A 25,007-nucleotide genomic window follows, 5' to 3' on the forward strand; every position below is an offset into this window, starting at 1 on the left:
AACGGGCCGCCGCACCTTCGAGGTGCGGCGGCCCTTTCTCATGTCCTCGTCCTTCATGTCCTCGTCGAGCTCGGCGGTTCGGCGTCCGGGGAGACCCATGGCAGGGCCGGGGGCCGGCGTGCGGCGGGCAGGAGCAGGCGCGGGCGGCGACGGGGCGGGCGGGCCGCGTGCACGGCGTGTCGGGGGCGTGCGTGGTCGACGACGGCCAGGCCGGCGCGGAAGAGCGCCGCCGGGACGACCAGGCAGACGAAGACCCAGAACAGGGTCACGCCCCAGGGGCGGCCCACGCCCCAGGGCTGTTCGGCGAGGACCTTGCCGCCGTACTTCAGGGAGACGGTGTAGTCGCCGTGCGCCCCGGCCGCGAGCTGCACGGGGAGTTCGATGCGCGCCTTGCCTCCGGGCCGGATCGTGCCGCGCCAGCGCTGGTCCTGCCACTGCGGGGCGAACACGCCGTGGGAGGTGCCGACCTGGAAGACGGGGTCCTTCACGGGGGACGTCCCGACGTTCCCCACGGTGACCACGAGTGTCCGGGCGGGCGGGGAGCCGAACCAGGTCAGCAGCCCGTCGGAGCCCCGCAGCCGGGTGTCCGCGAGCAGGGACAGCCGCCCGCCGGCCCGGTCGGCGGGCAGCGGCTCGACCGCGTGCCCGGCGACCCGGAGGACCGCGTCGGCCTCGGCCCCCGCCCCCGTCACCGTCGCCACGTGCACCACGCAGGGGCACGGCACGGGCGGTTCCACGACGGGCAGTTCGCGGCGGAAGCGCCCTTCGGCGTCGGTGGTGACGGCCCGGCCGTCGGCGTTGGCGCAGGAGTTGGTGCCGCCGGTCACGCCCCGGGACGGCTCGGCCTGCCCGCAGACCAGCAGCGTCAGCAGGGCACGCGGACGCCAGCCGCTGCCGGTGACGGTGACCGAGCCGCCCGTCCCGGCCTGGGCCCTGGACAGCTCGACGACCGGCCGGTCCGCCGCACCGGCGGGCCCGGCACCCGCCAGGCCCAGCGGGAGCACCAGCAGGAGGGCCAGGAGGAGACGGAGCAGGAGACGCGGTGACAGGTACGGGACATGGGCGACGTACGGCATCGGCGGCATCGGCGGCTCCAGCGGTCGTGCGGGGGGTGCGGGGGTGCGCTCAGTGGCGTACTCGCGCTGTCCGGTGACGTCGTGTCAGCCACAGGGCGCCCGCCGCGCCGGCGAGCAGGACGGTTCCGCCGAGGGTGCCGAGGGCGACGGCCGAGTCCTCCGGGCCGGTCTGCGGGAGCTCGTCGCCGGAGCCGGATCCCGGGTTGGAGCCACCGCCCTGGGTGGAGCCGGTGGCACCGCCGCCGCTCGCGGCCGTGACGTCGAGGGTCAGGGACGCGCCCGGGTCGTTCGTCGGCGTGCACGTGGTCGTCGTGCCGAGCGCCTTGATGGTGAGCACGCCGGCCGTGAAGGTGACCTCGCCGCTCTTCTTCGGCGTGTACGTGCCGCTGAGGTCGTTGATCTTGATCGGCGTGTTGGCGGGGATCGCGGCGTCGTTGGCGGGGCCGGTCACCGTCAGGGTGCCGCTGTCCGCGCCGCCCAGGGCGATGGTGGCGCTCGGGGTCATCGCGCCCTTGCCCAGTTCGACCGGGCTGGAGGAGACGCCCTTCTGCCAGGACATGGTGATCCGGTAGCCGCTGCCGCTCTTGACACCCTTGATGTCGATGGGCGAGACGGCGCTCTTGTCGCCGATCGGCGTCTTGCACTGGTAGTTGACGTCGACGACCTCGGCCCGGGCCGAGGGGGCGGCGATCAACACCGCCGAGCCGGCCAGGGCCGCGGCGGACGCGAGCGCGGCGGTTCGATTCCGGTACGACACGGAGCCGCTCCCCTTCCTGTTTCCTGACGGCGCATCAGATCGGGCCGTCAAGGTACGCCCGGGGCGTTGAGGAAGGAAGACACAGTGCGCCCCGGATCTGTGGCGATCCGGAGTGTGGGGAGTGACGGGCGGGGGGATGGGCGGGGAGTGCGGGCGGGAACTGCCCGCTCGGCCCTTCACCCGAATGGCCGCACGAGAAGGGCCCGGAGTCCGCACCCGTCCGGTCACCCGGACAGCCGAAGCCGTGCCCGGTCGATCACCTAGAGTGCGGGGAGCCCGTACCGCGGTCGATCAGCCATCCGGTCAGGCGCCCGAGAAACAGCCCGAGCTCGCCCCACACGGGCGCCAAGGACAGCCGAAGCCCCGCCGGCATGCTCACAGCGCCCCGGACCAGCCAAGGCGGCTCCTGATCAGGCAGGAGCTCCCAGTTCGGCCCACACCGTCTTGCCGGCGACTCCCGGCGTGCGGACGACGCCCCAATCCAGGCACAGCCGCTGGACGATGAACATGCCGTGACCGCCTGGGCGGCCGGCCCGGTGCGGGGTGCGGGGCGACGGCTGACCCGTGCCCCGGTCGGCGACCTCGATGCGGATCACCTTGTTGTCGCAGGTGATCCACAACTGGTCCGGCCCCTCGGCGTGCAGACAGGCATTGGTGACCAGCTCGGAGACGACGAGCAGCACGTCCTCGGCGGCGGCCCGCCGGTCCGCCGAGGCGGCCGGCAGCCAGCCCCACGCGTACAGCGCCTGGCGGGCGAAGTCGCGGGCGAGCGGGACGACACCGCTGACGCCGTCGAAGCTCAGCCGCCGCACCTGCCGGCCCCCCGGCGGTGCCGCGGCTCCGGACGGCGCGGCCACGCCCTCGCCGGACGCACCGCCCGCCGGTACGCCACCCTCGGACGCCCCGGAAGCGCCGCTGGGCTCCGGCCCGCGGTCGCCCGGCGAGTAGGGCCGGGTGGTGCTCATCAGCGCTTCACCTCACCGATTCACCAGTTCACAATTCAAAAAAATCACTACACAGTCAGTCACGCAGTGCGCGGCACGACGGTTTCGCGGCGCCCCCGCCGCCCTGGCGGCCGACCGTTTCAGGATGTCTCCTGCCCGGGCGGCTCGGGGGAACACCCCCGTATTCGGCGCGAAAGGCGCGACGGGGGCGGGACACCGGTCACAGAGGGATGGCCGAGGCTCGGCGCGCCGACACACCGCGGCTCAGCCCGACTCGTCGGCCAGGGCCGCCTCAAGCGTGTCATGGACGCTGAAGACCGCATCCGCACCAGTGATCTCGAACACGCGCGCCACCACCGGCTGCATCCCGGCGAGTGCCACACCACCGCCCGCGGCCTCGGCCTTCAGACGGGCACCCAGGAGCACGTTGAGCCCCGTGGAGTCACAGAACTCCAGCCGCGCGCAGTCGATGACCAGGCGCTTGAATCCCTTGGAGAGGCAGTCTTCGAGTGGCTCACGCAACAGATCGGCGGTGTGGTGATCCAACTCACCCGCCGGGGTCACGACGGCATTAGAGCCCTCTTCCCGCACCTCCACCAGAAGCCGGCCAGACTGTGCGCTGCCGACTGTCCCGCGGTCCATGCCGTCTCTCTCTCCCGACGTCGTGACTGCTGCTGACGCCCACGAACACTACGCCTTCCCTCCACGCTTCGACACCCGAACAACCGCACACAAACGGACATATACTCACAGAACGCACTTGCGGTGGGCTCGGGGAAGCGGGTAGGCCTAGTAGGACACGTAACCGACACGGCCGGCTTTGGAGGCGCCGCACACCGCAGTGCACGTACTGGCTCCGGCAGCCATATGCCGAGAACGATGGAGGACATCATGTCACCCCGGCTCGACGCATCGCGTACCCAGAAAGCGACGTCGACACCCCCTCCGGAACATCTGGATCCCATCGAGCAGGTTGAGATGCTCGTCACACAGGACGACCTTCTCGCCGGACTTCCGGACATCCCCCCGTACGAGGAAGTCGACGCGGTCGACGCACGGGCCCTGTCCAAGACCCTCTTCGAGCGCCTGGAGTCGCTGGAGGAAGGCACCCACGAGTACTCGTACGTCCGCAACACGCTCGTCGAACTGAACCTCGCGCTGGTCAAGTTCGCCGCCTCCCGGTTCCGCTCCCGCAGCGAGCCGATGGAGGACATCATCCAGGTCGGCACCATCGGCCTGATCAAGGCGATCGACCGCTTCGAGCTGTCCCGGGGTGTCGAGTTCCCCACGTTCGCGATGCCGACCATCGTCGGCGAGATCAAGCGCTTCTTCCGCGACACGTCGTGGTCCGTGCGCGTTCCGCGGCGGCTCCAGGAGCTGCGGCTCGACCTGGCCAAGGCCGGTGACGAGCTGGCCCAGAAGCTGGACCGCGCCCCGACGGTGACCGAACTGGCCGAGCGCCTCGGCATCTCCAACGACGAGGTCGTCGAGGGCATGGCGGCGTCGAACGCCTACACCGCCTCCTCGCTGGACGCCCAGCCGGAGGAGGACGACTCCGAGGGCGCGCTCGCGGACCGTATCGGCTACGAGGACCACGGGCTCGAAGGCATCGAGTACGTCGAGTCGTTGAAGCCGCTGATCGCCGAACTTCCGCCGCGCGACCGGAAGATCCTGTCCCTGCGCTTCGTCGCGGGCATGACCCAGTCGGAGATCGGCGAGGAACTGGGCATCTCCCAGATGCACGTCTCGCGGCTGCTGTCCCGGACGCTGGTACGGCTGCGCAAGGGGCTGACCGTCGAGGAGTGACCTCCGCAAAGTGGTCCTCCGATGAGGGGTCCACACTGCGCGACGCTGTGCCCGGTGACGCTGTACTTCGGGGGCGGACCGTTCGGTCCGCCCCCGGGCGCGTCTCCCATGGGCCTCGCGGGCCTCAGTGCGCCCGCCGCTCCCTCACCAGCCGCTTCGCGCGCTCGCGCCGGGACGGCGCCATGACCCACCTCGTCGCGTACGGCCGACGCATGGTCAGAGCACCCGCTCGCCGTGTCGCCAGACCCCGGTGACCAGCGGGACCCCGGGCCGGTAGGCCAGGTGGACGTGGCTCGGGGCGTCGAGAAGCGTCAGGTCGGCGTACGCGCCCGGGGTGAGGCGGCCGACGTCGGTGCGCCTCAGGGCCGCTGCGCCGCCCGCCGTGGCCGCCCAGACGGCCTCGTCCGGGGTCATGCCCATGTCCCGTACGGCGAGCGCGATGCAGAACGGGACGGACGAGGTGAACGACGAGCCCGGGTTGCAGTCCGTGGACAGGGCCACGGTGACGCCCGCGTCGAGGAGGCGGCGGGCATCCGGCCACTCGGCGCGGGTGGAGAACTCGGCGCCGGGCAGGAGGGTGGCGACCGTGCGGCTGTTCGCCAGCGCGTCGACGTCCTCGTCCGTCAGGTGGGTGCAGTGGTCGGCGCTGGCCGCGTCGAGTTCGACCGCCAGTCGGACGCCGGGGCCGTAGGAGAGCTGGTTGGCGTGGATCCGGGGGTGCAGGCCGCGTGCCTTGCCGGCGGTGAGGATCGCGCGGGCCTGGTCGCCGTCGAAGGCGCCCCGCTCGCAGAAGACGTCGATCCAGCGGGCGTGCGGGGCGCAGGCGTCGAGCATCTCGCCGGTGACGAGATCGACGTAGGCGGCCGGGTCGTCGGCGAACTCGGGCGCGACGATGTGGGCGCCGAGGTAGGTGACCTCGTCGGTGTGGCGGGCGGCGACGCGCAGGGCGCGGGACTCGTCGTGGGTCGTGAGGCCGTAGCCGGACTTGGTCTCGAAGGTGGTGGTGCCCTGGCGGAGGGCCTCGGCGAGGTAACGGGTGACGTTGGCTTCCAGTTCCTCGTCCGTCGCGGCGCGGGTGGCCGCGACGGTCGTACGGATGCCGCCCGCGCTGTACGGCCGTCCCGACATCCGGGCGTTGAACTCCTGCGTCCGGTCGCCCGCGAAGACGAGGTGGGAGTGGGAGTCGACGAAGCCGGGGAGGACCGCGCGGCCGCCTGCGTCGACCCGATTGTCAGTGGCGGGTGCTTTGCTTTGATCACCGGTCCACGCGATGCGGTCGCCTTCGATGACGACGGCCGCGTCCTGGATCAGTCCGAGGGGGGAATTGTCACCGAGGGAGGGGTCGTTGGTGACCAGGGCGGCGATGTTGGTGATGAGCGTGCTTGCGGTGCTCGCGGAGTGGGCGGGGCTGACGGTCGTCGCGTTGCTCATGGCGTCCTTGGTGGCCTGGTCGGCGGTGGGTTCGGGCGCGGGGACCGGCCGCTCGCGGGAGCGGTCCGGGGTCATCCGCGCAGGGCTTCGACGGCGTCCGCGAGGGCTCGCGGCACATCCGGTACGAGCGAGTGGACCCCGTCCCGTACGACGTGCCTGCCTGCCACGACCGTATGCGACACATCTGCCGCCGACGCGGCGAATACGGCCGTCTCGGCCCCGAGCCGCGGAAGCGGCCCTGCCGTCCTGACCGAGTCGAGCGCGATCGTCGTGAAGTCGGCGAGCGCGCCGGGCTCCAGGGCGCCCGCGTCCTGCCAGCCGAGGGCCGCGTGCCCGTCCGCCGAGGCGGCCCGCAGGAGGGCCGCCGCCGTCCAGTGGCCTCGGGTACGGGTGCGCAGGCGCTCGTTCAGCTCCATGGCGCGTGCCTCTTCGAGCAGGTCGATCACGGCGTGGCTGTCGGACCCGAGGGACAGCGGCGAGCCCGCCTGCTGCAGGGCGACGGCGGGTCCGATGCCGTCGGCGAGGTCCCGCTCGGTGGTGGGGCACATACAGGTGCCGGTGCCGGTGCCGCCGATGAGGGAGATGTCCTCGGCGGTCAGGTGGGTGTTGTGGACGCCGGTGGTGCGCGGGCCGAGCACGCCGTGGTCGGCGAGCAGCCGGGTGGGGGTGCGGCCGTGGGCCTCCCGGCAGGCGTCGTTCTCGGCCGTCTGTTCCGACAGGTGCACATGGAGCGGGGCCCGCCGCTCCTCGGCCCACCGGGCGACGGTCGCCAGCTGGTCGGCGGGCACGGCCCGTACGGAGTGGATCGCCGCCCCGATCCGCGCGTGATCTCGTTCCTTGAGAACTGAACAGCGTTCGGCCCAGGCGTCCGCCGTGCCGTCGGAGAAGCGGAGCTGAGGGGTGGTGGGCGGCTGCCCGAAGCCGGAGGAGAGGTAGGCGGTGTCGAGGAGGGTGATGCGGATCCCCGCTTCGGCGGCGGCCGCGATCAGGGCCTCGCCCATCGCGTTGGGGTCGGCGTAGGGGGTGCCGCCGGGGGCGTGGTGGACGTAGTGGAACTCGCCGACCGCCGTGATGCCGGCCAGGGCCATCTCGGCGTACACGGCGCGGGCGAGGGCGTGGTAGCGGTCCGGGGTGAGCCGGGCGGCCGTGGCGTACATGACCTCGCGCCAGGTCCAGAAGGTGCCGGAGCCGACCTGGACGGTACCGCGCAGGGCGCGGTGGAAGGCGTGGCTGTGGGCGTTGGCGAGGCCGGGGAGGGTGAGGCCGCGCAGGATCTCGGCGCCCGGGGGCGGGGCGGGGGTGCCCGCGTGGACGGCGGCGATGCGGCCGTCCCGGACCTCCAGGGCCACGCCCGGCTCGACGTGTGTGCCGAGCCAGGCGTGCTCCAGCCAGTACGTGCGCGTGGCTGCTGTGGTCACCTGCACGCCAGTCCTTCCAGTACGTCGGCGAGTGCGAGTACCCCGGCGACGCAGTCGTCCTCGGTGGCGGACTCGGCCGGTGAGTGGGAGACGCCGGTGGGGTTGCGCACGAACAGCATGGCGGTCGGGATGCTCCCGGACAGGATCCCGGCGTCGTGTCCGGCGCCGGTGCCCAGGACGGGGACGGTGAGGTCGGTGTCCTTGCCGAGGATGCGGCCGAGTTCGTCGCGCAGGGCGTGGTCGAACTCGACGACGGGCGTGAACGACTCGCGCACGACGGCGAGATCGACACCGTGGGCGGCGGCGTACTCCCCTGCCGCCTTCTCGACGCCGGCGACCACGGCGTCCAGGCTGTCCTGGTCGGCGGCGCGCGAGTCGAGCCAGCCGCGCACCAGGGAGGGGATGGCGTTGACGCCGTTCGGCTCGACGGCGATCTTGCCGAACGTGGCGACGGCACCGGCCAGTTCGGCCTCGCGGCGGGCGGCGAGGACGGTCTCGGCGTAGGACAGCATGGGGTCGCGCCGGTCGGCGAGCCGGGTGGTGCCGGCGTGGTTGGCCTCACCCCGGAAGTCGAACCGCCACCGGCCATGCGGCCAGATCGCGCTGGCGATGCCGACCCGGTCGCCGGACAGGTCGAGGGCACGGCCCTGCTCGACGTGAAGTTCGACGAAGGCGCCGATGCGCGCGAGCCGCTCGGGGTCGGGCCCGATGGCCTCCGGGTCGTATCCGGCGGCCTCCATGGCCCGGGGCAGGGTCACGCCCTCGCCGTCGGTGAGCCGGTGCGCCTGTTCGCGGGTGAGCTGTCCGGCGGTGAGCCGGGAGCCGACACAGGCGAGCCCGAATCGGGCGCCCTCCTCGTCGCCGAAGTTCACGATGCCGAGGGGGCGGGTGAACCGTGCGCCCCGGGCGCGCAGTTCGTCCAGCGCGGCGAAGGCCGACACGACTCCGAGGGGACCGTCGAAGGCGCCGCCGTCCGGCACGGAGTCCAGATGCGACCCGGTGACGACGGCGTCCCCGGCGGCGGGGTCACCGAGCCAGGCCCACTGGTTTCCGTTCCGGTCGACCTCGTAGCGCAGCCCTCGGGCGACGGCCTGTTCCTCGAACCAGGCCCGGCAGTCGCCGTCGATCCTGGTCCAGGCGAATCGCCGGTAGCCGTTGGAGGTGGGGTGGCGGCCGATGGGGAGCAGGTCGCGCCACATCTGGTGAAAGGAGGCACCGCCGGGCCGTGCAGGCTGTGGGCAGTCGTTCCGCAGGGCGGAACGGATGGGCACAGCCGGACCCGCAGGCGGCGACGATGCGCCCGCCCCCACCGGAGGGTTGCCGTTCGGCGCGGTCACGCCGAGTCACCTTCACGCATCGGGACACGGACGCCCTTCTCCTGCGCCACCGTCTCCGCGATGTCGTACCCGGCATCGACATGCCGGATGACCCCCATGCCCGGGTCGTTCGTCAGCACCCGCCGGATCTTCTCGCCGGCCAGCCTCGTGCCGTCGGCCACCGTCACCTGCCCCGCGTGGATCGACCGTCCCATACCGACACCGCCTCCGTGGTGCAGGGACACCCAGGACGCCCCGGACGCCACGTTCACCATCGCGTTCAGCAGCGGCCAGTCGGCGATCGCGTCGGACCCGTCGAGCATGGCCTCGGTCTCCCGGTAGGGCGACGCGACGGAGCCACAGTCGAGGTGGTCGCGGCCGATGACGACCGGCGCGGCCAGCTCCCCGCTCGCGACCATGTCGTTGAACCGCTCACCGGCCTTGTCCCGCTCGCCGTAGCCGAGCCAGCAGATGCGGGCGGGCAGGCCCTGGAAGTGGACCCGCTCCCCGGCCATGCGGATCCAGCGGGCCAGGGACTCGTTCTCCGGGAAGAGGTCGAGGATCGCCTTGTCGGTCTTCGCGATGTCGGAGGCCTCGCCGGACAGGGCGGCCCAGCGGAAGGGGCCCTTGCCTTCGCAGAACAGCGGGCGGATGTAGGCGGGGACGAAGCCGGGGAAGGCGAAGGCCCGGTCGTATCCGGCCAGTTGCGCTTCGCCGCGGATGGAGTTGCCGTAGTCGAAGACCTCCGCGCCGGCGTCCATGAAGCCGACCATGGCCTCGACGTGCCGGGCCATGGACTCGCGGGCCCGGGTGGTGAAGCCGGCCGGGTCCTTGGCGGCGGCGTCGGCCATGTCCTCGAAGGCGGTGCCGAGGGGCAGGTAGGCCAGCGGGTCGTGGGCGGAGGTCTGGTCGGTGACGATGTCGATCGGGGCGCCCATGGCGAGCAGCTGCGGCACCAGCTCGGCGGCGTTGCCGAGGACGCCGATGGACAGCGGGCGGCGGGCGTCCCGGGCCTCCACGGCGAGCCGCAGCGCGTGGTCCAGGGAGTCGGCCTTGACGTCCAGGTACCGGTGCTCGATGCGCCGCTCGATCGCACGCGGGTCGCAGTCGATGCAGATCGCCACACCGTCGTTCATCGTCACGGCGAGCGGCTGGGCGCCGCCCATCCCGCCGAGACCGGCGGTCAGCGTGATCGTCCCGGCGAGGGTGCCGCCGAACTTCTTCGCGGCGACGGCGGAGAAGGTCTCGTAGGTGCCCTGGAGGATGCCCTGGGTGCCGATGTAGATCCAGGAACCGGCCGTCATCTGCCCGTACATGGTCAGGCCGAGGGCCTCCAGACGGCGGAACTCCTCCCAGTTCGCCCAGTCGCCGACGAGGTTGGAGTTGGCGATGAGGACGCGCGGGGCCCACTCGTGGGTCTGCATGACGCCGACGGGCCGGCCGGACTGGACCAGCATGGTCTCGTCCTGCTTCAGCCCCCGCAGCGTCCGCACCATCGCGTCGAAGGAGCGCCAGTCGCGGGCCGCCTTGCCGGTGCCGCCGTAGACGACGAGCTTGTCGGGGTGCTCGGCGACCTCCGGGTCGAGGTTGTTCTGGAGCATGCGCAGGGCGGCTTCCTGCTGCCATCCCAGGGCGCTTCGTTCCGTGCCGCGCGGTGCTCGGACGGGGCGGGGTCCTGACATGCTCTGCCTCCTGATGGGTGCGTGGTGCTCCCGGCGGATTGTTACTGCGGTTATTCACATCCTGACCTCATGAATAGAGCTAGTCAATACACCCGGGGTCGGCGCGGCGGTGCCGTGGATGTTTGGCTGGATGCATGGGCGCACACATCGAGGGATCAAGTGACTCCGCCGCCGGGCGGGCGACCCGTCGGGACGAGGCGGTACGGGCCGCCGTCGAACAGGGGTTGCTCGGGCCCGACAGCCCCATCGTCGGGTTGCTGGACGTCACCGGCATCCGCGAGTCGGCGGCGGAGCTGCGGGCCGCGTTCGACGCGGTCGTCGCGCCGGGCACGCCGGTGCTGCACGCCTTCGCGGTGAAGGCGACCCCGCTGGTTGCGGTGCTGCGGCTGCTGCGCGAGGAGGGCATCGGCGCGGAGGTGGCGAGCCCGGGCGAGCTGGCACTGGCGCGGGCGGCGGGGCTGGGCCCGGAGATGACGGTGCTGGACTCGCCGGCCAAGACGCCCGGGGAACTGCGCGAGGCGCTGGCGCTGGGCATCGCCGTCAACGCGGACAACCCGCAGGAGCTGGAGCGCATCGACGGCCTGATGAAGTCCGCCGCCAGCCGGTCCCCGCTCGGAATTCGGGTGAATCCGCAGATCGGCGGGGGTTCCATCGAAGCGACGTCCACAGCCACGGCGACGTCGAAGTTCGGGGTGGCGCTGCGCGACGAGGGCGCCCGGGAGTGGGTCGTGCGGGCGTATCTGGACCGGCCGTGGCTGACCCGGCTGCACGCGCACACCGGGTCCCAGGGGGTCCCGCTGTCCCTGATGGCGCGGGGAGTGGCGGAGACGTACGAGCTGGCGGAGGAGATCAACCGGCGGGCCGGGCGGCGGCAGATCGACACGCTGGACATCGGCGGCGGGCTGCCGGTGAACTTCGCGTCGGACGCGACGACGCCGACGTACGCGCAGTACGCGCGGATGCTGGCCGAGGAGGTGCCCGGGCTGTTCGACGGGCGGTACGGACTGGTGACGGAGTTCGGGCGGTCACTGCTGGCGAAGCACGGCACGGTCGTGGCGCGGGTCGAGTACGCCAAGAGCGCGGGCGGCCGGCCGGTGGCGGTCACGCACGCGGGCGTGCAGGTGGCGACGCGGACGGTGTACGCGCCGGGGGTCTGGCCGCTGAGGATCGCCGCGTACGACGCCAAGGGGCGTCCGAAGGAGGGCCCGGCCGTGGTGCAGGACGTGGCCGGACCGGCGTGCTTCTCGGGCGACCTGCTGGCCGAGGGGTGTGCGCTGCCGCTGCTGGAGCAGGGCGACTTCGCGGCGGCGCTGGACACGGGGGCGTACTACTTCGCGCACCACTATGCGTACAACTCGCTGGTCCGGCCCGCGATTTACGGCTTCGGGCCGGGCGGGGAGGGCCGCGTCTCCTTCGCGGTGGTGCGCCAGGCGCAGACGGTCGAGGAGGTGGTGGCGGAGTCCGGCGGGGCGCAGGCCGATGCGCTGGTGCGCGGCCGGGCGCCGCGGGGGCTTCCGTAGCGCCCTGGCGGGGCCCCGGCGGCGGCCGGAAGCCCGCGCCCTAGCGACCCCGGTGACGACCAGAAACTTGCGCCCTAGCGACCCCGGTGACGACCAAAAACCCGCGGCCTAGCGGGCCCCGGTGGCGGCCGGAAGCGCGGCCGGAGTCGCAGCGGCGGCGCGGTAGGCGGCGCCCTGCCGCTGCCGCCCCTTGCGGGTTCGACGGGGCCGGTCGCCCCCACGCGGCGGTGGCCGCGTGTCGCACGCGGCCACCGCCCCCAGCCCCTGAGTCGGCCTCCGCCTGCCCGGTCACACGAGCGCCGGTGTCTTCTTCCTCGCCCCGCCCGGGGCCGCGTCACCGGCCGCGATGCCCGTGCTGCGGTAGCCCTTGACCCGCTTGCCCGCGGGACCGCCCGCGCCCCCGCGCAGCCAGTCCACGCGCACCCACAGCAGCACCTCGTCCGCGCGCTCGCGGCGGCCGAGCCACGCGGCCTTCAGCCACAGGCCCGCGCCGCAACCGGCCAGGAGCAGGCCCGCCGCGGCGGGCACGGCGAAGGCGCTGCCCAGGGCGGCGAGGAAGGCGAGCAGGAGCCACCAGCGGTGGTGGCGGCGCCAGTTGCGTACGGTCACATGGCGGTCCTGGAGTACGTCGTGCTTGCCGGCGCGGGCCGCGGACGCGGCCAGGGCCACGTACCGCTTGCGGCGTCCGTACGCCACGACGGCCGTCGCCAGGACGAACAGCGCCGCGCCGGCCAGGACGCCGATCCGGCGCCCGGTCAGCCCCGGCGCCAGCAGTCCGATGCCCGCCGCGAACACACCCAGCCACCACAGCGGGGCCGCCCCCGCCCGTACGACGACGGCCACCCGAGCCAGCCCTTGTCCTCCGCGCGTCACGTTCAGCCTCCGTTCACTCTCCGAAGCGTCTGAAGGGCGTTTCAGGACAGGCACATTAGCGACACAACGTGAGACGAGTCTGAGAATGCGGTGCCCGTGCCGTCAGTCGACGAACAGCCCCCGCGCCGCCGCCTTCACGTCGAACTCCTCCAAGCGGGACTGGGCGTCCGGCAGGTCGTCGCACATCGCCTCCAGCAGGACCCGGCCGAGCAGCATGGGGGCGCAGGCCGTGTCGAAGGCGAGGCCGGTGCCGACGGCGGCGGGCAGCAGCAGGTCGGACACCTTGGCCACCGGTGCGAAGGCGGAGTCGGCGACCGTGACGACGGTCAGCCCGGCCTGTCTGGCGTAGTCGAGGGTGTCGACGACCTCGCGGGGGTGCCGGGGCAGCGCGAAGCACAGCAGTGCGGTCGCGCCGGCCCGGACGGCGGCGTCGATGCGGTCGTGGAGCATCGTGCCGCCCTCGTTGAGGAGCCGTACGTCGGGGTGGACCTTGGCGGCGAAGTAGGCGAAGCCGTGCGCCTGGGCGGCCGCCGCCCGCAGTCCGAGGACGGGAAGCGGCCGGGATGCCGCGAGGAGGCGCCCCGCGCGCTGCACGGGCCGGGGGTCGGCCAGGGCCTCCGCCAGGTGCCGCAGGTTCTCGATCTCGGCCTCGACGGCCTGCTGGTACTCGTTGACGGACCCGGCGTCCGCAGCGGGTTCGGCGGGGGCGACCTCGCGCAGGTGGCGGCGCAGGGCCGGGTACCCGTCGAAGCCGAGGGCGACGGCGAACCGGGTCACGGACGGCTGGCTGACCCCGGCCAGCTCGGCGAGCTCGACGCTCGACAAGAAAGGCACGTCGGCGGCGCGCCGCACCATGCTGTGCGCGATGCGCCGCTGGGTCGGCGTCAGCCGGTGACCCTCGAAGAGCGCCTGCAACCGCGCGGCAGGGCTGTCGGTCACGCTCATGAGGTGCTCCCCCTCGCTTATTCAGTAGCTGAGGATTCTGCATGAGCATATGCAGACCGGCAAGCGGGGTCCTCCGCTGAGCGCCTCTCGGCGCCCCGGCTGAACGCCTCTCGACGTCCCGACGTACTAAGGACATCCGTAGACAACACCCGGCGACGGTCAATACGGAGGCAGCGATGGGAAGTCCGGCCCTGAACGGGACGCTGGCGGCGGTCGCCGCACTCGTGGCCGTCGTGACCACCGCCCGGCTGGCCGCCGCCGAGAGCAGAGAGGCCCGGTTCGCGGCCGGAGGCGATCTCGTCATGGCCGGCGGCATGGCCGCGATGTTCCTGCCCGCGACGGCGGCCGGCTTCGGCGACCACAGGCTGTGGTGGGTGGCGGCGTTCACCGCCGTCGGCCTGGTCGGCGTGGCCCTGTCCGTGCACCACGCCCGTCTGCACGGCTGGCGACACGGCCGCCGCTGGACGCATCACGTCATCGGCAGTGCGGCCATGGTGATCATGACGCTCGCCATGCCGGGTACCGACTCCGCGCCGGTCCTCGCCCTGGGCGGGCACTCGATGGCCGGCATGACTCACGGACACGGGCACGGATCCGCCCCCGCGGGTGCGGCGGGCATGGCCGGGACGGAGGGCATGGCCGGGACGGAGGGCATGGACCACTCCTCGGGGATGTCCGCCCACGACATGACGACCGGCGCCGCTGCCCATGGCTCCGCGTCAGGGGGCTCCGCTTCTGTGTGGCGTGTCGTCCTGATCGTCCTCGCCGTGTACTTCCTGCTCTCGGTCGTCGCGTCCGTGCGGGCGCGGCTCCGCGGCACCGGCCGGCCAGCGGGCGCGGGCCGCGCCGCGGGCAAGAGCCGCTGGGCCAGGCGGCTCCTCGCCCTGCCCGACGCGATCGTGGTCTTCGCCGCGTCCCTGGCCGTCTCCGTCTGGGACAAGGCCCGCCCGGGAGTCGACAGGCACCGCACCCACGGGGCAGCGGGCAACCGGAGCCGCCGTCGCCCGCCCGGTACGTCACCGGGTGCGGCGCTGGCGGCCCACATCGGCATGGGCGGCACCATGTGCGCCATGCTCGTCATGATGGCTGCCTGATCGCTCCGCTCCCCGGGTCGTCGCCGCGGATCGGGCGGCCGGTCGCGGTCATGGCGGCACGGGAAGACGACCGCCCGGGCTCCTCGGTGCGCGCCTCGGAGCCCTGGGCGGTCGGTGGGTGACGCCGATCAGAGGCGGTCGAGGACCTTCTCGAACTTCTCGACCTCGGCGGTCTGGGTCCTCACCACGTCGGCGGCGAGCTTCTTGGCCTGGGCGTTGCGGCCGTTCTTCTGCTCGTCCTCCGCCATGGTGATCGCGCCCTTGTGGTGCTCGATCATCATCTCCGCGAACATCCGGTCGAACTCCGTGCCCTTGGCGGCCCCGAGCTTCGTCATGTCCTCTTCGGACATCATTCCGGGCATCCCGGATCCGTGGTCCATGCCGCCGGATCCCTGGTCCTGGCCGCCGGATCCGTGGTCCATGCCAGGCATGCTCTCCCCGGCGGACTCCGGCTTGCCCCAGGACTTCAGCCAGGACTTCATGGTCCGGATCTCGGGATCCTGGGCCTTCTCGATGTCCGCGACCAGGGTCTTGATCTCCGCGTCGGAGGCCCGGCCGTCCGCGAGCTCGGCCATCTCCAGGGCCTGCTCGTGGTGCGGGATCATCATCTGGGCGAACATGACGTCCGCGTCGTTGAACGCGCCGGACGCCGGCTTCTCACCCGTCGCCCGGCTCGGCGAGGCGGAGGCGGATGCGGAGCTGCCGCTCCCGTGGTCCATGCCCTCCATGTCGTTCCCGCCGCAGGCGGCGAGCAGCAGCCCGCCCGCCGTGACGGCGCCCACCACCGCGAGACGGCGGCTCAGGCGACGGTTGAGGGCGTGCTTGTAGGCAGTCATGTGCGAGATACCTCTTGTCGTCAGTCACTGGCTGTGCGGAGTCGGCGTCTGCGCGGGCAGCACTGTGTGCGCCGCGCCGCGGTTCGGCCTATGTCCGCAGCACTGACAACTGGGAGAGGAGCGGTCTCGGTGGTGGAGTGCCGGGGCGCGCCAGGGCCGTCGACCGGGCGAGAAGGGCGGTCAGCCGCTCCTGCCGGCGGACCACCAGCGCATGCAGGAACAACCCGAGCAGCCACACGGTGAGAACCGCCAGGCACACGGACATCGGGTCCATGCCGGTCGGAGGCTCGTGCACCGGCGACGTGGCGGCCGCCGCCACGGTCCCGCGCCCGTCCGACACCTCGGGCCCGGCCAGTGCCGTGGCGTTCGGGGCCATGGCGTTCGGGGCCGTGGCGTCGTGGTGCACCCCCGCGGCAGCAGAAACGGCAGCGCTCATGCCGTGCCCGGACGACCCCTCCGGGTGGCCCATCGTGTGCATGGCGAACACGCCCAGGGTGAGCAGGACGACCAGCAGGAGATGCCCTACGGCCCCACCTGCCCGCAGCCGCCCGCTCATGCCGAACCGCCTTCCGTACTCGACCTACCGCGATACTACTAAGTGGGTTGGTACTGCGTCTCCGACACCCGGATCCCGGGCGTCGCACTGCCGGTCAGCGCGAGTCGGCGACAGCCCTGTCAGTGCACGTGCGGGCCGCCGGCCGGGCGGGGTTTGCCGCGCGGCACGAGGCCCAGGGACAGCACGGCACCCGCGGCGGCCGTCGCGGCACAGACCGTGAACGCGTCGCCGAACCCGCCCGCCGAGCCCCGCTCGAAGCCGGCGGCCGCGACGGTGGAGACCACGGCGACCCCGATCGAGCCGCCCACCTCGTGGAAGGTGTTGACGACTCCGGAGGCCAGCCCCGCCACCCGGTGCTCCACCATCGCCAGGGCGGTCGTCGTGGCGGTGACGAAGACCGCGCCGATACCGAGGGAGGCGATCACGAACCCCGGCAGGAGCCCGGCGTACACGCTGCCGGTCTCCGACAGCCGGGTCGGCGGGACGGCCCCGGCGGCCGCGACGGCCAGACCGGCGACGGCCGTCGGGCGGCTGCCGATCCGGCCGACGAGCCGGGAGCCGAGGTGGGCGCCGATGCCGGTGGCCACGGCGACCGGGAGGAACACCAGCCCGGTCCTCAGGGGGCTGAAGCCGCGGATGTGCTGCAAGTAGACGGATCCGAGGAAGAAGAAAGCGATCAGCAAGGCGGTGGCGATGAGCATCAGGAAGGCCCCGGCGAGCACCGGCCGCCGGGTGAACATCCGCAGGTCCATCAGCGGGGCCCGGCCGGCCCGTTCGACCGCCGCGAAGGCCGCGTACGCGACCGCCGCACCGGCCAGCGGCAGCAGCGTCGAGGCGTCCGCCCAGCCGGCGTCCCCCGCCTCGACCAGGCCGTAGATCAGGGCGGCCGTGCCCGTGGTGACGAGGAGCGCGCCGGGGACGTCGAGCCGGGCGGGCCGCGGGGCGCGGGCCGGAACGAGGGCGGGCAGGACGAACAGCAGGAGCAGCCCGACGGGCACGTGGTCCCGGCAGCCGCCCGACGGCCGCCGCCGGCCGCGCTCCGGTGTTCATGACCCACTCCTGCTCTCCGGGCCGCTCGTGGAGGCGACCGACATGCTCAACATACCCCCCGGGGGTATCAAGCCAAGTCAAGTCGACCCTTGCTTTGAATACGGGCCGGGGGTATACATGAAGTCACCTCAGATACCCCCTGGGGGTATAAGCCCCACTAGTTGCGGAGGCCCCGTGTCGAACTGCTGCACCCCCGACGGAAGCTGCCACACCACGCGCTGATCACCCAGACCGTCGACAGGCCGACTACGACTTCGCCGGCCGCGTGACCGTCTGACCGGCCCACGAGCCGGGCGGGGTCCGCACGTCCCCGCAGCCCCCGTTCCCGCTGCCCCCTTTCGCACGACTCTTCTTTCGCACATCGCGTCCATGAGCTCCGAGGAGCAGACATGACCACCACCACGCCCGGCGCCGCCGAGGTCGAACTCGCCATCGGCGGCATGACCTGCGCCTCGTGCGCGGCCCGGATCGAGAAGAAACTCAACCGCCTGGACGGGGTCGAGGCCACCGTCAACTACGCCACCGAGAAGGCGAAGGTCACCTTCCGCGAGGACGTGACGGTCTCGGACCTGATCGCCACGGTCGAGGCCACCGGCTACACCGCACGGGAGCCCGAGCCGGTGCGCGCCGAGCCGGAAGCCGACGGCGGCTCCGCGCAGGAGGAGAGCGATGCGCTGCGGCCACTGCGCCAGCGGCTGACCGCCGCCGTGGCACTCGCCGTTCCCGTGATCGCGATGGCCATGGTCCCGGCGCTGCAGTTCGAGTACTGGCAGTGGCTCTCGCTCACTCTGGCGGCGCCCGTGGTGACGTACTCCGCCTGGCCCTTCCACAAGGCCGCCTGGACGAACGCCAGGCACGGTGCCGCGACGATGGACACGCTGATCTCCGTCGGTGTCTCGGCGGCGTTCCTGTGGTCCCTGTGGGCGCTGTTCTTCGGCACGGCCGGCACGCCCGGCATGACCCACCCCTTCGAGCTCACCATCGCCCGCACCGACGGCGCCGGGAACATCTACCTGGAAGCCGCTGCGGGTGTCACGGCCTTCATCCTGGCCGGCCGCTACTTCGAGGCCCGCTCCAAGCGGAAGGCGGGCGCGGCGCTGAAGGCCCTGCTGGAGCTCGGCGCCAAGGACGTCACGGTGGTCCGGGGCGGCCGGGAAGAGCTCATTGCCGTCGGCGAGTTGAAGGTCGGCGACCGGTTCCTGGTGCGGCCCGGTGAGAAGATCGCCACCGACGGCGTGGTCGTCGAGGGATCGTCCGCCGTGGACGCCTCCATGCTCACCGGCGAGTCCGTACCCGTAGAGGTCGGCACCGGGGACGCCGTCACCGGGGCCACGCTGAACGCCGGCGGCCGTCTGGTCGTCGAGGCCACCCGCGTCGGCGCCGACACCCAGCTCGCCCGCATGGCCAAGCTGGTGGAGGACGCGCAGAACGGCAAGGCCGCCGCCCAGCGGCTCGCCGACCAGATCTCCGCGGTCTTCGTCCCGGTCGTGATCGCCCTGGCGCTCGGCACGCTGGGCTTCTGGCTCGGCAACGGCGCCGGACTGACCGCCGCCTTCACCGCCGCGGTCGCCGTCCTGATCATCGCCTGCCCGTGCGCCCTGGGCCTGGCCACGCCGACCGCCCTCATGGTCGGCACCGGGCGAGGCGCCCAGCTCGGCATCCTCATCAAGGGCCCCGAGGTCCTGGAGACCACGCGCAAGGTCGACACCATCGTCCTGGACAAGACCGGCACCGTCACCACCGGGAAGATGACCCTGCTCGCCGTGCACACCGTCGACGGCACCGACGAGAGGGACGTCCTGCGCCTCGCCGGCGCCCTGGAGCACGCCTCCGAGCACCCCATCGCGCAGGCCGTCGCCTCCGGCGCCGCCGCACGCGTCGGCGCGCTCCCCGCTCCGGAGGACTTCGCCAACCTCGCGGGCCTCGGTGTCCAAGGCATCGTCGAGGGCCACGCGGTCCTCGTCGGCCGCGAGAAGCTGCTGGACGAGTGGGCCATGTCCCTGCCCGAGGAGCTGCGGCGCGCCAAGGACGAGGCCGAGGCGGCCGGGCGTACCGCCATCGCGGTCGCCTGGGACGGCGAGGCCCGCGCGGTCCTGGAGGTCGCCGACGCCATCAAGGAGACCAGCCCGCAGGCCATCGAGCGGCTGCGCGCCCTGGGCCTGACGCCCATCCTGCTGACCGGTGACAACAAGGCGGTCGCCGAAGCGGTCGCCGCGGAGGTGGGCATCGCGCCCGAGCATGTGATCGCCGAGGTCATGCCGCAGGACAAGGTCGACGCCGTCAAGCGCCTGCAGGGCGAGGGCCGTTCGGTCGCCATGGTCGGCGACGGCGTCAACGACGCCGCCGCACTGGCCCAGGCCGACCTGGGCCTGGCGATGGGAACGGGCACGGACGCCGCGATCGAGGCGGGCGACCTGACGCTCGTGCGGGGCGACCTCAGGGTCGCGGCGGACGCCATCCGCCTGTCCCGCAAGACGCTGGGCACCATCAAGTCCAACCTCTTCTGGGCCTTCGCCTACAACGTCGCCGCCCTGCCACTCGCCGCCGCCGGCCTGCTCAACCCGATGATCGCCGGGGCCGCCATGGCCTTCTCCTCGGTCTTCGTGGTCGGCAACAGCCTGCGCCTGCGCGGCTTCCGGCCCGCGGCATGACCTCCAGGTTCCCGGACAGGTTCCCGGACCATACGATGTGAGGCACCTCGGCGACGGGGAGGAAGAGGGGGAAGGGTGCGACGGCTGGGTGACCTCGAAGCCGAAATCATGGACCGGCTCTGGCGCTGGGGCCGGCCCGCCACGGTCCGCGAGATCGTCGACGACATCAACCACATCCGCCCCGTCGCCTACACGACGGTGATGACGGTCGCGGACATCCTCCACCGCAAGGGCCTGCTCCGCCGCGAGAAGGCCGGGCGCGCCTGGCTGTACGAACCCGAGCGCAGCCGTGAGGAATACACCGCCGCCCTCATGCAGGACGCGCTCGGCAACACCGAGGACCGCCAGGCCGCGCTGCAGCGATTCGTGGAGCACATGTCGCCGGAGGACGTGTCCGCGCTGGCCGCCGCACTGCGCGCGACGGGCCGCGCCCCAGGCGGCGCCGAGGAGCCCGGAGCGCCCTCGTGACCGGACTCCTCGGTCACTCGGGCCCGCCACTCGTCCCCGGCCATCATGCGCTGCCGCCGCTGATCGTCACCCTGGTGGTCGGGGTCCTGCTGCCGAAGGTGCTCGCCCGCGGCGACTGGGCGCACCGGACACCCCGGCTGGCTCTCACGACATGGGTCCTGCTCGGGGTGTCCCTCATCGCTTCCGTGTCCCTGACGGTCCTGCAACTGCTGCTTCCGGCAGTGGGCAGCCACCACCTGTCCCGCTTGGCCGAGGCCTGCCTCGTCTCCGTCGGCGCGCACTGGGCGGCCGTGTTCCCGAACGGCCTGGCAGGCGTGGACGCCCGCGTGGGGGCGGCCCTTGCCGCGGCGGCCCTCGTGCCCGCCGCGTTCACTGTCGCCCTCGTACGCGAAGTGCTGAGCGCGAGGCGCCTGCGGACACGTCACGCCGAACTGCTGTGCCTCGTCGGCAGCCGGCGACCGGGGTTGCGTGCCACGGTGCTGCAGCACGACACACCGGCCGTTTACTGCCTGCCGGGTCGTGCGCCTCACATCGTGGTCAGTTCCGGGGCACTCCAGGTCCTGACCGAGCAGCAGGTGGCAGCGGTGCTGGAGCACGAGCGCGCGCACATCACCGGCCGCCACCATCTGCTGGTCGCCGCGGCCAGGGCCTTCGCCGCCAGTTTCCGTGAACTGCCGTTGGCCCGGCTCGCTCGCAGCGAGGTACCCCTGCTGCTCGAGATGGCCGCCGACGACCGGGCGTTGCGCCGGTGCTCGCGGGACGCACTCGCCACCGCCCTGTACGCGGTGGCATCCGGTCAGGCACCCCACGCGGCCTTCGCGGCGGGCGGACCGTCGGCGGTGCTGCGCATGCGGCGCATCCTCGCACCGCAGGCTCCGGGCTCTCCGGCACCGCGGACCGTGTGTGCGGCCCTCACGGCAGCGGCGGCCCTGACCCCGCTCGTCCTGGCGTGCTGCTCCGTTCCGGGTCTCACCGACTGACCGGGACAACCCCAGCCCGGACAGGGGGGCTAACCCCAGTGCGGCCGGCGCCCCGGCTTTCTACCGTGAGGGCATGACCGGAATGGACGCGCGGGACACCGACCTGAAGAAGGAACTCGACGCCACCCTGCACGCGCGCAGGGAGCTGGGTGAGGAGTACGACTCCGCGCTGGTCGACTCGTTCCTGGAGAAGCTCGACCAGCGGATCGACGGCGCGGTGGACCGCCGGGTGCGCCGGCAGCTCGCCGAGCAGCAGATGCAGACGGCCCGGGACTCCCGCTCGCCTCGGGCCACGGACTCCTGGGGCGAGCGCTTCGGCTTCGGGATCGTCTCCCTGGTCCTCGCGGTGCCGCTGTCCGCGATCGGCGGGGGCGTGGCCCATCTGCCCGGCCTGCTCGCCGCCTGGGCGGGCATCGTCGGCGTCAACCTCGTGCAGGCCGCCCGCACCAACCCGGGCCTGTTCGGCGGAAGCCGCCCGTCCCCCCAGAAGAGCGACTGGGAGGACTGAGCGGGTACGCGCCGCCAGGGCCTGTCTGAGACCCTCACCAACCCGGCCGCCCCCGACCAGACGATCCGTGGTGGGTGACGGGCCGGGCCGGCTGACACCAGCGAAGGAAGCAGGCCGGCTGCCCTCTCCCCGCACAAAGAAAAGCGCGGGGACCGCCGCACCCCCGTGAACGGGGGGCGGGACGACGGCGGTCCCCGCGTAAGACGCGGGCCTGGTCAGGCCGGGTCCTCGCGTCTGTGACGTCGGTGGAGGTCCGGGAGCCGCTCCGGAGGTCCTTGACGCCAACGGCGCCGGCCGGGGCGGGGAGCCGCTCCCGCCCTGCCGACACCTCTAATGTGCAGGACTCGTGTTAAGCGGGTGCTGCGCGAACGTGTCGCGCTCGTACCACTTCAGCGAAGTCCATGAAGATCGCGGACGAACGGCAAGTGCCCCCGGTTCACGGGTGGTTCACCGGCCGTTCGCCGTCACTTCGCGGAGCGGGCGAGGAAGGACAGCAGGTCCTGCCGGCTGACCACTCCGGTCGGCTTGCCCTCGACGAGGACGATCGCCGCGTCCGCCTTGCCGAGGACGGCCATCAGGTCGGCGACGGGTTCGCCGGAGCCGACCTGGGGCAGCGGGCCGGACATGTGCTTCTCCAGCGGGTCCTCCAGCGAGGCGCTCTTGCTGAACAGCGCGTCCAGCAGCTCGCGTTCCACGACCGAGCCGACGACCTCGGCGGCCATCACGTCGGGGTGACCCGCGCCCGGCTTGACGACCGGCATCTGCGAGACGCCGTACTCGCGCAGCACGTCGATGGCCTGGCCGACCGTCTCCTCCGGGTGCATGTGGACGAGGGAGGGCATGCGGTCGCCCTCCTTGTCGGCGAGCACGTCGCCGACGCGGGCGCTCGGACCCGCGTCCTCCAGGAAGCCGTAGTCGGCCATCCACTCGTCGTTGAAGATCTTGCTGAGGTAGCCGCGGCCACTGTCCGGCAGCAGCACCACCACGACGTCGTCCGGGCCGAGCCGCTCGGCGACCTCCAGCGCGGCGACGACCGCCATGCCGCAGGAGCCGCCCACCAGCAGACCCTCCTCCTTGGCCAGGCGGCGGGTCATCTGGAAGGAGTCCTTGTCGGACACGGCGACGATCTCGTCCGCGACGGTCCGGTCGTAGGCGGTGGGCCAGAAGTCCTCACCGACCCCCTCGACGAGGTACGGCCGCCCGGACCCGCCGGAGTAGACGGACCCCTCGGGGTCGGCGCCGATGACCTTCACCCTGCCGTCGCTGGCCTCCTTCAGGTAACGGCCGGTCCCGGAGATGGTGCCGCCGGTGCCCACGCCCGCCACGAAGTGGGTGATCCTCCCCTCCGTCTGCTCCCACAGCTCGGGGCCGGTGGAGTGGTAGTGGGAGAGGGGGTTGTTCGGGTTGGAGTACTGGTCGGGCTTCCAGGCGCCGGGTGTCTCACGGACCAGCCGGTCGGAGACGTTGTAGTAGGAGTCCGGGTGCTCGGGGTCCACGGCGGTCGGGCACACGACGACCTCGGCGCCGTACGCGCGCAGCACGTTGATCTTGTCGGTGCTCACCTTGTCGGGGCACACGAAGATGCACTTGTACCCCTTCTGCTGCGCCACGATGGCGAGACCCACGCCGGTGTTCCCGCTGGTCGGCTCCACGATCGTGCCGCCCGGCTTGAGCGCGCCGCTCTCCTCGGCCGCCTCGATCATGCGCAGGGCGATGCGGTCCTTCACGGACCCGCCGGGGTTGAAGTACTCCACCTTGGCCAGGACGGTCGCCCTGATGCCCTGGGTCACGCTGTTGAGCCTCACCAGCGGGGTGTTGCCGACGAGACTGATCATCGAGTCGTGGAACTGCACCGTTGTCTCCGGTTGCCGCAGAAGTGGTCGTAGTTGGTGTCGCCAGCCTAGGCCCTGGTGGTCATCCGTGACGGTCGTTCACTCCCCGTTGAGATTGGGCGACGGTCTGTACGGGGCAAGCACTGGGTGTACGGGTTCGAGGAGGTGGCGGCGACGCATGACGAGCATGTCGAGGGCGCGGGTGGCCCGGCGGATCGCGGCGGGTGCGGCGTACGGCGGCGGCGGGATCGGTCTGGCCGGGGCGGCGGCCGCCGGGCTGGTGCTGGCGGAGGTCCAGCTGGCGCGGCGCCGGGTGGGCAACGGCACGTCGGGGCACGTGCCGAACGCGGACGGGCGGTACGGCCATACGTACGCCCATCCCGGTGTGGAGCCGCTGCGGCTGACGATGCTGGGCGACTCCACGGCCGCCGGGCAGGGCGTGCACCGGGCCGGGCAGACGCCGGGCGCGCTGCTGGCCTCGGGTCTGGCGGCCCTGGCGGAACGCCCGGTGGAGCTGCGCACGGTGGCGACACCCGGGGCCCGCTCGGACGACCTGGACCGCCAGGTGGCCCTGGTGCTGGCCGACCCCGGCCCGGTGCCGGACATCTGCGTGATCATGGTCGGCGCCAACGACGTCACCCACCGCATGCCCCCGACCCGCTCGGTCCGCCACCTGTCCTCGGCGGTGCGGCGGCTGCGCACGGCCGGCGCGGAGGTCGTGGTCGGCACCTGCCCCGATCTGGGGACGATCGAGCCGGTCCGGCAGCCCTTGCGCTGGCTGGCCCGACGGGCCTCCCGCCAGCTGGCGGCCGCCCAGACGATCGGAGTCGTCGAACAGGGCGGCCGCACCGTGTCCCTGGGCGATCTGCTCGGACCCGAGTTCGCCGCGAACCCGCGCGAGCTGTTCGGCCCGGACAACTACCACCCCTCCGCCGAGGGCTACGCGACGGCGGCGATGGCGGTCCTGCCGACCGTCTGCGCTTCCCTCGGTCTGTGGCCTGCCGAGGAGGAGCGCCCGGACGCCTCGCGTCGCGAGGGCTTCCTGCCGGTGGCCCGGGCGGCGGCGGAGGCCGCGTCGGAGGCGGGTACGGAGGTCACGGCCGCGATGCCGAGCGGTCCGAGGGGTCCGTGGGCGCTGCTGAAGCGTCGGCGCCGCCGGCGGGTACCCGAGCAGGAGCCGGCTCCCGCCACGCCGTCGAACTGACGAAAGTCCCGGGAGGCCGGAAAAGCAAGCGCTTAGAAAACTGCGGTCAGGGTCACACCG

Annotated in this window: 22 protein-coding genes; 8 read left to right on the forward strand and 14 right to left on the reverse strand. The window is 72.6% G+C overall.

Annotated features, from left to right (window positions below; translation table 11 throughout):
• Nucleotides 1–53: 53 nt before the first annotated feature.
• The 4 genes from ABZ192_RS30095 to ABZ192_RS30110 all read right to left on the reverse strand — a co-directional run bounded on the left by ABZ192_RS30095 (nucleotide 54) and on the right by ABZ192_RS30110 (nucleotide 3,419).
• Nucleotides 54–1,076 (reverse strand): hypothetical protein, encoded by a 1,023-nt coding sequence (locus ABZ192_RS30095; protein ID WP_356927666.1) that lies wholly within the window; start codon nucleotides 1,074–1,076, stop codon nucleotides 54–56.
• Nucleotides 1,077–1,125: 49 nt separating this feature from the next.
• On the reverse strand, nucleotides 1,126–1,833 hold the full coding sequence (locus ABZ192_RS30100) for an LPXTG cell wall anchor domain-containing protein (RefSeq protein WP_356927625.1): 708 nt from the start codon (nucleotides 1,831–1,833) through the stop codon (nucleotides 1,126–1,128).
• A gap of 410 nt (nucleotides 1,834–2,243) precedes the next feature.
• A complete protein-coding gene (locus ABZ192_RS30105; protein ID WP_356927626.1) occupies nucleotides 2,244–2,798 on the reverse strand; it encodes an ATP-binding protein in 555 nt (184 codons plus the stop codon).
• 243 nt (nucleotides 2,799–3,041) lie between these two features.
• Nucleotides 3,042–3,419, reverse strand: coding sequence for an STAS domain-containing protein (locus tag ABZ192_RS30110; protein WP_356927627.1), 378 nt, complete (start codon nucleotides 3,417–3,419; stop codon nucleotides 3,042–3,044).
• Between the two features lie 237 nt (nucleotides 3,420–3,656).
• Between ABZ192_RS30110 and ABZ192_RS30115 the strand changes: the two genes are divergently transcribed.
• Complete coding sequence (locus tag ABZ192_RS30115; RefSeq protein ID WP_356927628.1) at nucleotides 3,657–4,583, forward strand: RNA polymerase sigma factor SigF; 927 nt, start codon at nucleotides 3,657–3,659, stop codon at nucleotides 4,581–4,583.
• A 216-nt stretch (nucleotides 4,584–4,799) separates the two neighbouring features.
• Here the strand turns inward: ABZ192_RS30115 and hutI are convergent, their stop codons facing one another.
• The 4 genes from hutI to hutU form a co-directional block, all read right to left on the reverse strand.
• Nucleotides 4,800–6,089, reverse strand: a complete 1,290-nt coding sequence (gene hutI, locus ABZ192_RS30120; RefSeq protein ID WP_356927629.1) for an imidazolonepropionase — start codon at nucleotides 6,087–6,089, stop codon at nucleotides 4,800–4,802.
• On the reverse strand, nucleotides 6,086–7,438 hold the full coding sequence (locus ABZ192_RS30125; RefSeq protein ID WP_356927630.1) for a formimidoylglutamate deiminase: 1,353 nt from the start codon (nucleotides 7,436–7,438) through the stop codon (nucleotides 6,086–6,088). Before ABZ192_RS30125 ends, hutI begins: the two co-directional genes overlap by 4 nt.
• Nucleotides 7,429–8,631, reverse strand: coding sequence for an allantoate amidohydrolase (locus ABZ192_RS30130; protein WP_356927631.1), 1,203 nt, complete (start codon nucleotides 8,629–8,631; stop codon nucleotides 7,429–7,431). Before ABZ192_RS30130 ends, ABZ192_RS30125 begins: the two co-directional genes overlap by 10 nt.
• A gap of 134 nt (nucleotides 8,632–8,765) precedes the next feature.
• On the reverse strand, nucleotides 8,766–10,430 hold the full coding sequence (hutU, locus tag ABZ192_RS30135) for a urocanate hydratase (RefSeq protein WP_356927632.1): 1,665 nt from the start codon (nucleotides 10,428–10,430) through the stop codon (nucleotides 8,766–8,768).
• Nucleotides 10,431–10,564: 134 nt separating this feature from the next.
• On the opposite strand from hutU, the gene ABZ192_RS30140 reads away from it, so the two are divergent.
• Nucleotides 10,565–11,950 carry a diaminopimelate decarboxylase gene (locus ABZ192_RS30140; protein WP_356927633.1) on the forward strand — a complete coding sequence of 462 codons (1,386 nt, stop codon included), beginning with the start codon at nucleotides 10,565–10,567 and terminating at the stop codon, nucleotides 11,948–11,950.
• A 288-nt stretch (nucleotides 11,951–12,238) separates the two neighbouring features.
• Here the strand turns inward: ABZ192_RS30140 and ABZ192_RS30145 are convergent, their stop codons facing one another.
• A complete protein-coding gene (locus ABZ192_RS30145; protein ID WP_356927634.1) occupies nucleotides 12,239–12,823 on the reverse strand; it encodes a hypothetical protein in 585 nt (194 codons plus the stop codon).
• A 102-nt stretch (nucleotides 12,824–12,925) separates the two neighbouring features.
• Complete coding sequence (locus tag ABZ192_RS30150; RefSeq protein WP_356927635.1) at nucleotides 12,926–13,768, reverse strand: MurR/RpiR family transcriptional regulator; 843 nt, start codon at nucleotides 13,766–13,768, stop codon at nucleotides 12,926–12,928.
• A gap of 176 nt (nucleotides 13,769–13,944) precedes the next feature.
• Here ABZ192_RS30150 and ABZ192_RS30155 point away from each other — a divergent pair, with 176 nt between their 5' ends.
• Nucleotides 13,945–14,862, forward strand: coding sequence for a DUF5134 domain-containing protein (locus ABZ192_RS30155; protein ID WP_356927636.1), 918 nt, complete (start codon nucleotides 13,945–13,947; stop codon nucleotides 14,860–14,862).
• Nucleotides 14,863–14,990: 128 nt separating this feature from the next.
• On the opposite strand, the gene ABZ192_RS30160 is transcribed toward ABZ192_RS30155, so the two are convergent.
• The 3 genes from ABZ192_RS30160 to ABZ192_RS30170 form a co-directional block, all read right to left on the reverse strand.
• Nucleotides 14,991–15,698 carry a DUF305 domain-containing protein gene (locus ABZ192_RS30160; protein WP_356927637.1) on the reverse strand — a complete coding sequence of 236 codons (708 nt, stop codon included), beginning with the start codon at nucleotides 15,696–15,698 and terminating at the stop codon, nucleotides 14,991–14,993.
• A gap of 88 nt (nucleotides 15,699–15,786) precedes the next feature.
• The gene (locus ABZ192_RS30165; RefSeq protein WP_356927638.1) at nucleotides 15,787–16,254 is read right to left on the reverse strand and encodes a hypothetical protein; all 468 of its coding nucleotides are present in this window, start codon (nucleotides 16,252–16,254) and stop codon (nucleotides 15,787–15,789) included.
• A gap of 119 nt (nucleotides 16,255–16,373) precedes the next feature.
• Nucleotides 16,374–17,252 carry an MFS transporter gene (locus ABZ192_RS30170; protein WP_356927639.1) on the reverse strand — a complete coding sequence of 293 codons (879 nt, stop codon included), beginning with the start codon at nucleotides 17,250–17,252 and terminating at the stop codon, nucleotides 16,374–16,376.
• Nucleotides 17,253–17,693: 441 nt separating this feature from the next.
• Between ABZ192_RS30170 and ABZ192_RS30175 the strand changes: the two genes are divergently transcribed.
• The 4 genes from ABZ192_RS30175 to ABZ192_RS30190 all read left to right on the forward strand — a co-directional run bounded on the left by ABZ192_RS30175 (nucleotide 17,694) and on the right by ABZ192_RS30190 (nucleotide 21,911).
• Nucleotides 17,694–19,955 (forward strand): heavy metal translocating P-type ATPase, encoded by a 2,262-nt coding sequence (locus tag ABZ192_RS30175; protein ID WP_356927640.1) that lies wholly within the window; start codon nucleotides 17,694–17,696, stop codon nucleotides 19,953–19,955.
• 75 nt (nucleotides 19,956–20,030) lie between these two features.
• Nucleotides 20,031–20,423: a BlaI/MecI/CopY family transcriptional regulator gene (locus ABZ192_RS30180; protein WP_356927641.1), complete on the forward strand. Its 393-nt coding sequence runs from the start codon at nucleotides 20,031–20,033 to the stop codon at nucleotides 20,421–20,423.
• Entirely contained in the window at nucleotides 20,420–21,403 is a 984-nt protein-coding gene (locus ABZ192_RS30185) for a M56 family metallopeptidase (RefSeq protein WP_356927642.1), read from the forward strand. Before ABZ192_RS30180 ends, ABZ192_RS30185 begins: the two co-directional genes overlap by 4 nt.
• An 82-nt stretch (nucleotides 21,404–21,485) precedes the next feature.
• Nucleotides 21,486–21,911, forward strand: coding sequence for a hypothetical protein (locus ABZ192_RS30190; protein WP_356927667.1), 426 nt, complete (start codon nucleotides 21,486–21,488; stop codon nucleotides 21,909–21,911).
• 464 nt (nucleotides 21,912–22,375) lie between these two features.
• Here ABZ192_RS30190 and ABZ192_RS30195 read toward each other — a convergent pair whose 3' ends face one another.
• Nucleotides 22,376–23,764 (reverse strand): cystathionine beta-synthase, encoded by a 1,389-nt coding sequence (locus ABZ192_RS30195; RefSeq protein WP_356927643.1) that lies wholly within the window; start codon nucleotides 23,762–23,764, stop codon nucleotides 22,376–22,378.
• Between the two features lie 157 nt (nucleotides 23,765–23,921).
• Between ABZ192_RS30195 and ABZ192_RS30200 the strand changes: the two genes are divergently transcribed.
• Entirely contained in the window at nucleotides 23,922–24,947 is a 1,026-nt protein-coding gene (locus tag ABZ192_RS30200) for an SGNH/GDSL hydrolase family protein (RefSeq protein ID WP_356927644.1), read from the forward strand.
• Nucleotides 24,948–25,007 lie beyond the last annotated feature (60 nt).

Source organism: Streptomyces sp. NPDC006235, assembly GCF_040613735.1.
In the GTDB taxonomy this organism is placed as follows: domain Bacteria; phylum Actinomycetota; class Actinomycetes; order Streptomycetales; family Streptomycetaceae; genus Streptomyces.

Coding starts and splice junctions, on each gene's coding strand:
- ABZ192_RS30130 (WP_356927631.1), bottom strand. CDS start 8,631: ATGTGGCGCGACCTGCTCCCCATCGGCCGCCACCCCACCTCCAACGGC.
- ABZ192_RS30140 (WP_356927633.1), top strand. CDS start 10,565: ATGGGCGCACACATCGAGGGATCAAGTGACTCCGCCGCCGGGCGGGCG.
- hutI (WP_356927629.1), bottom strand. CDS start 6,089: ATGACCCCGGACCGCTCCCGCGAGCGGCCGGTCCCCGCGCCCGAACCC.
- ABZ192_RS30105 (WP_356927626.1), bottom strand. CDS start 2,798: ATGAGCACCACCCGGCCCTACTCGCCGGGCGACCGCGGGCCGGAGCCC.
- ABZ192_RS30190 (WP_356927667.1), top strand. CDS start 21,486: ATGGACGCGCGGGACACCGACCTGAAGAAGGAACTCGACGCCACCCTG.
- ABZ192_RS30200 (WP_356927644.1), top strand. CDS start 23,922: ATGACGAGCATGTCGAGGGCGCGGGTGGCCCGGCGGATCGCGGCGGGT.
- ABZ192_RS30155 (WP_356927636.1), top strand. CDS start 13,945: ATGGGAAGTCCGGCCCTGAACGGGACGCTGGCGGCGGTCGCCGCACTC.
- hutU (WP_356927632.1), bottom strand. CDS start 10,430: ATGTCAGGACCCCGCCCCGTCCGAGCACCGCGCGGCACGGAACGAAGC.
- ABZ192_RS30110 (WP_356927627.1), bottom strand. CDS start 3,419: ATGGACCGCGGGACAGTCGGCAGCGCACAGTCTGGCCGGCTTCTGGTG.
- ABZ192_RS30160 (WP_356927637.1), bottom strand. CDS start 15,698: ATGACTGCCTACAAGCACGCCCTCAACCGTCGCCTGAGCCGCCGTCTC.
- ABZ192_RS30115 (WP_356927628.1), top strand. CDS start 3,657: ATGGAGGACATCATGTCACCCCGGCTCGACGCATCGCGTACCCAGAAA.
- ABZ192_RS30095 (WP_356927666.1), bottom strand. CDS start 1,076: ATGCCGTACGTCGCCCATGTCCCGTACCTGTCACCGCGTCTCCTGCTC.
- ABZ192_RS30165 (WP_356927638.1), bottom strand. CDS start 16,254: ATGAGCGGGCGGCTGCGGGCAGGTGGGGCCGTAGGGCATCTCCTGCTG.
- ABZ192_RS30175 (WP_356927640.1), top strand. CDS start 17,694: ATGACCACCACCACGCCCGGCGCCGCCGAGGTCGAACTCGCCATCGGC.
- ABZ192_RS30150 (WP_356927635.1), bottom strand. CDS start 13,768: ATGAGCGTGACCGACAGCCCTGCCGCGCGGTTGCAGGCGCTCTTCGAG.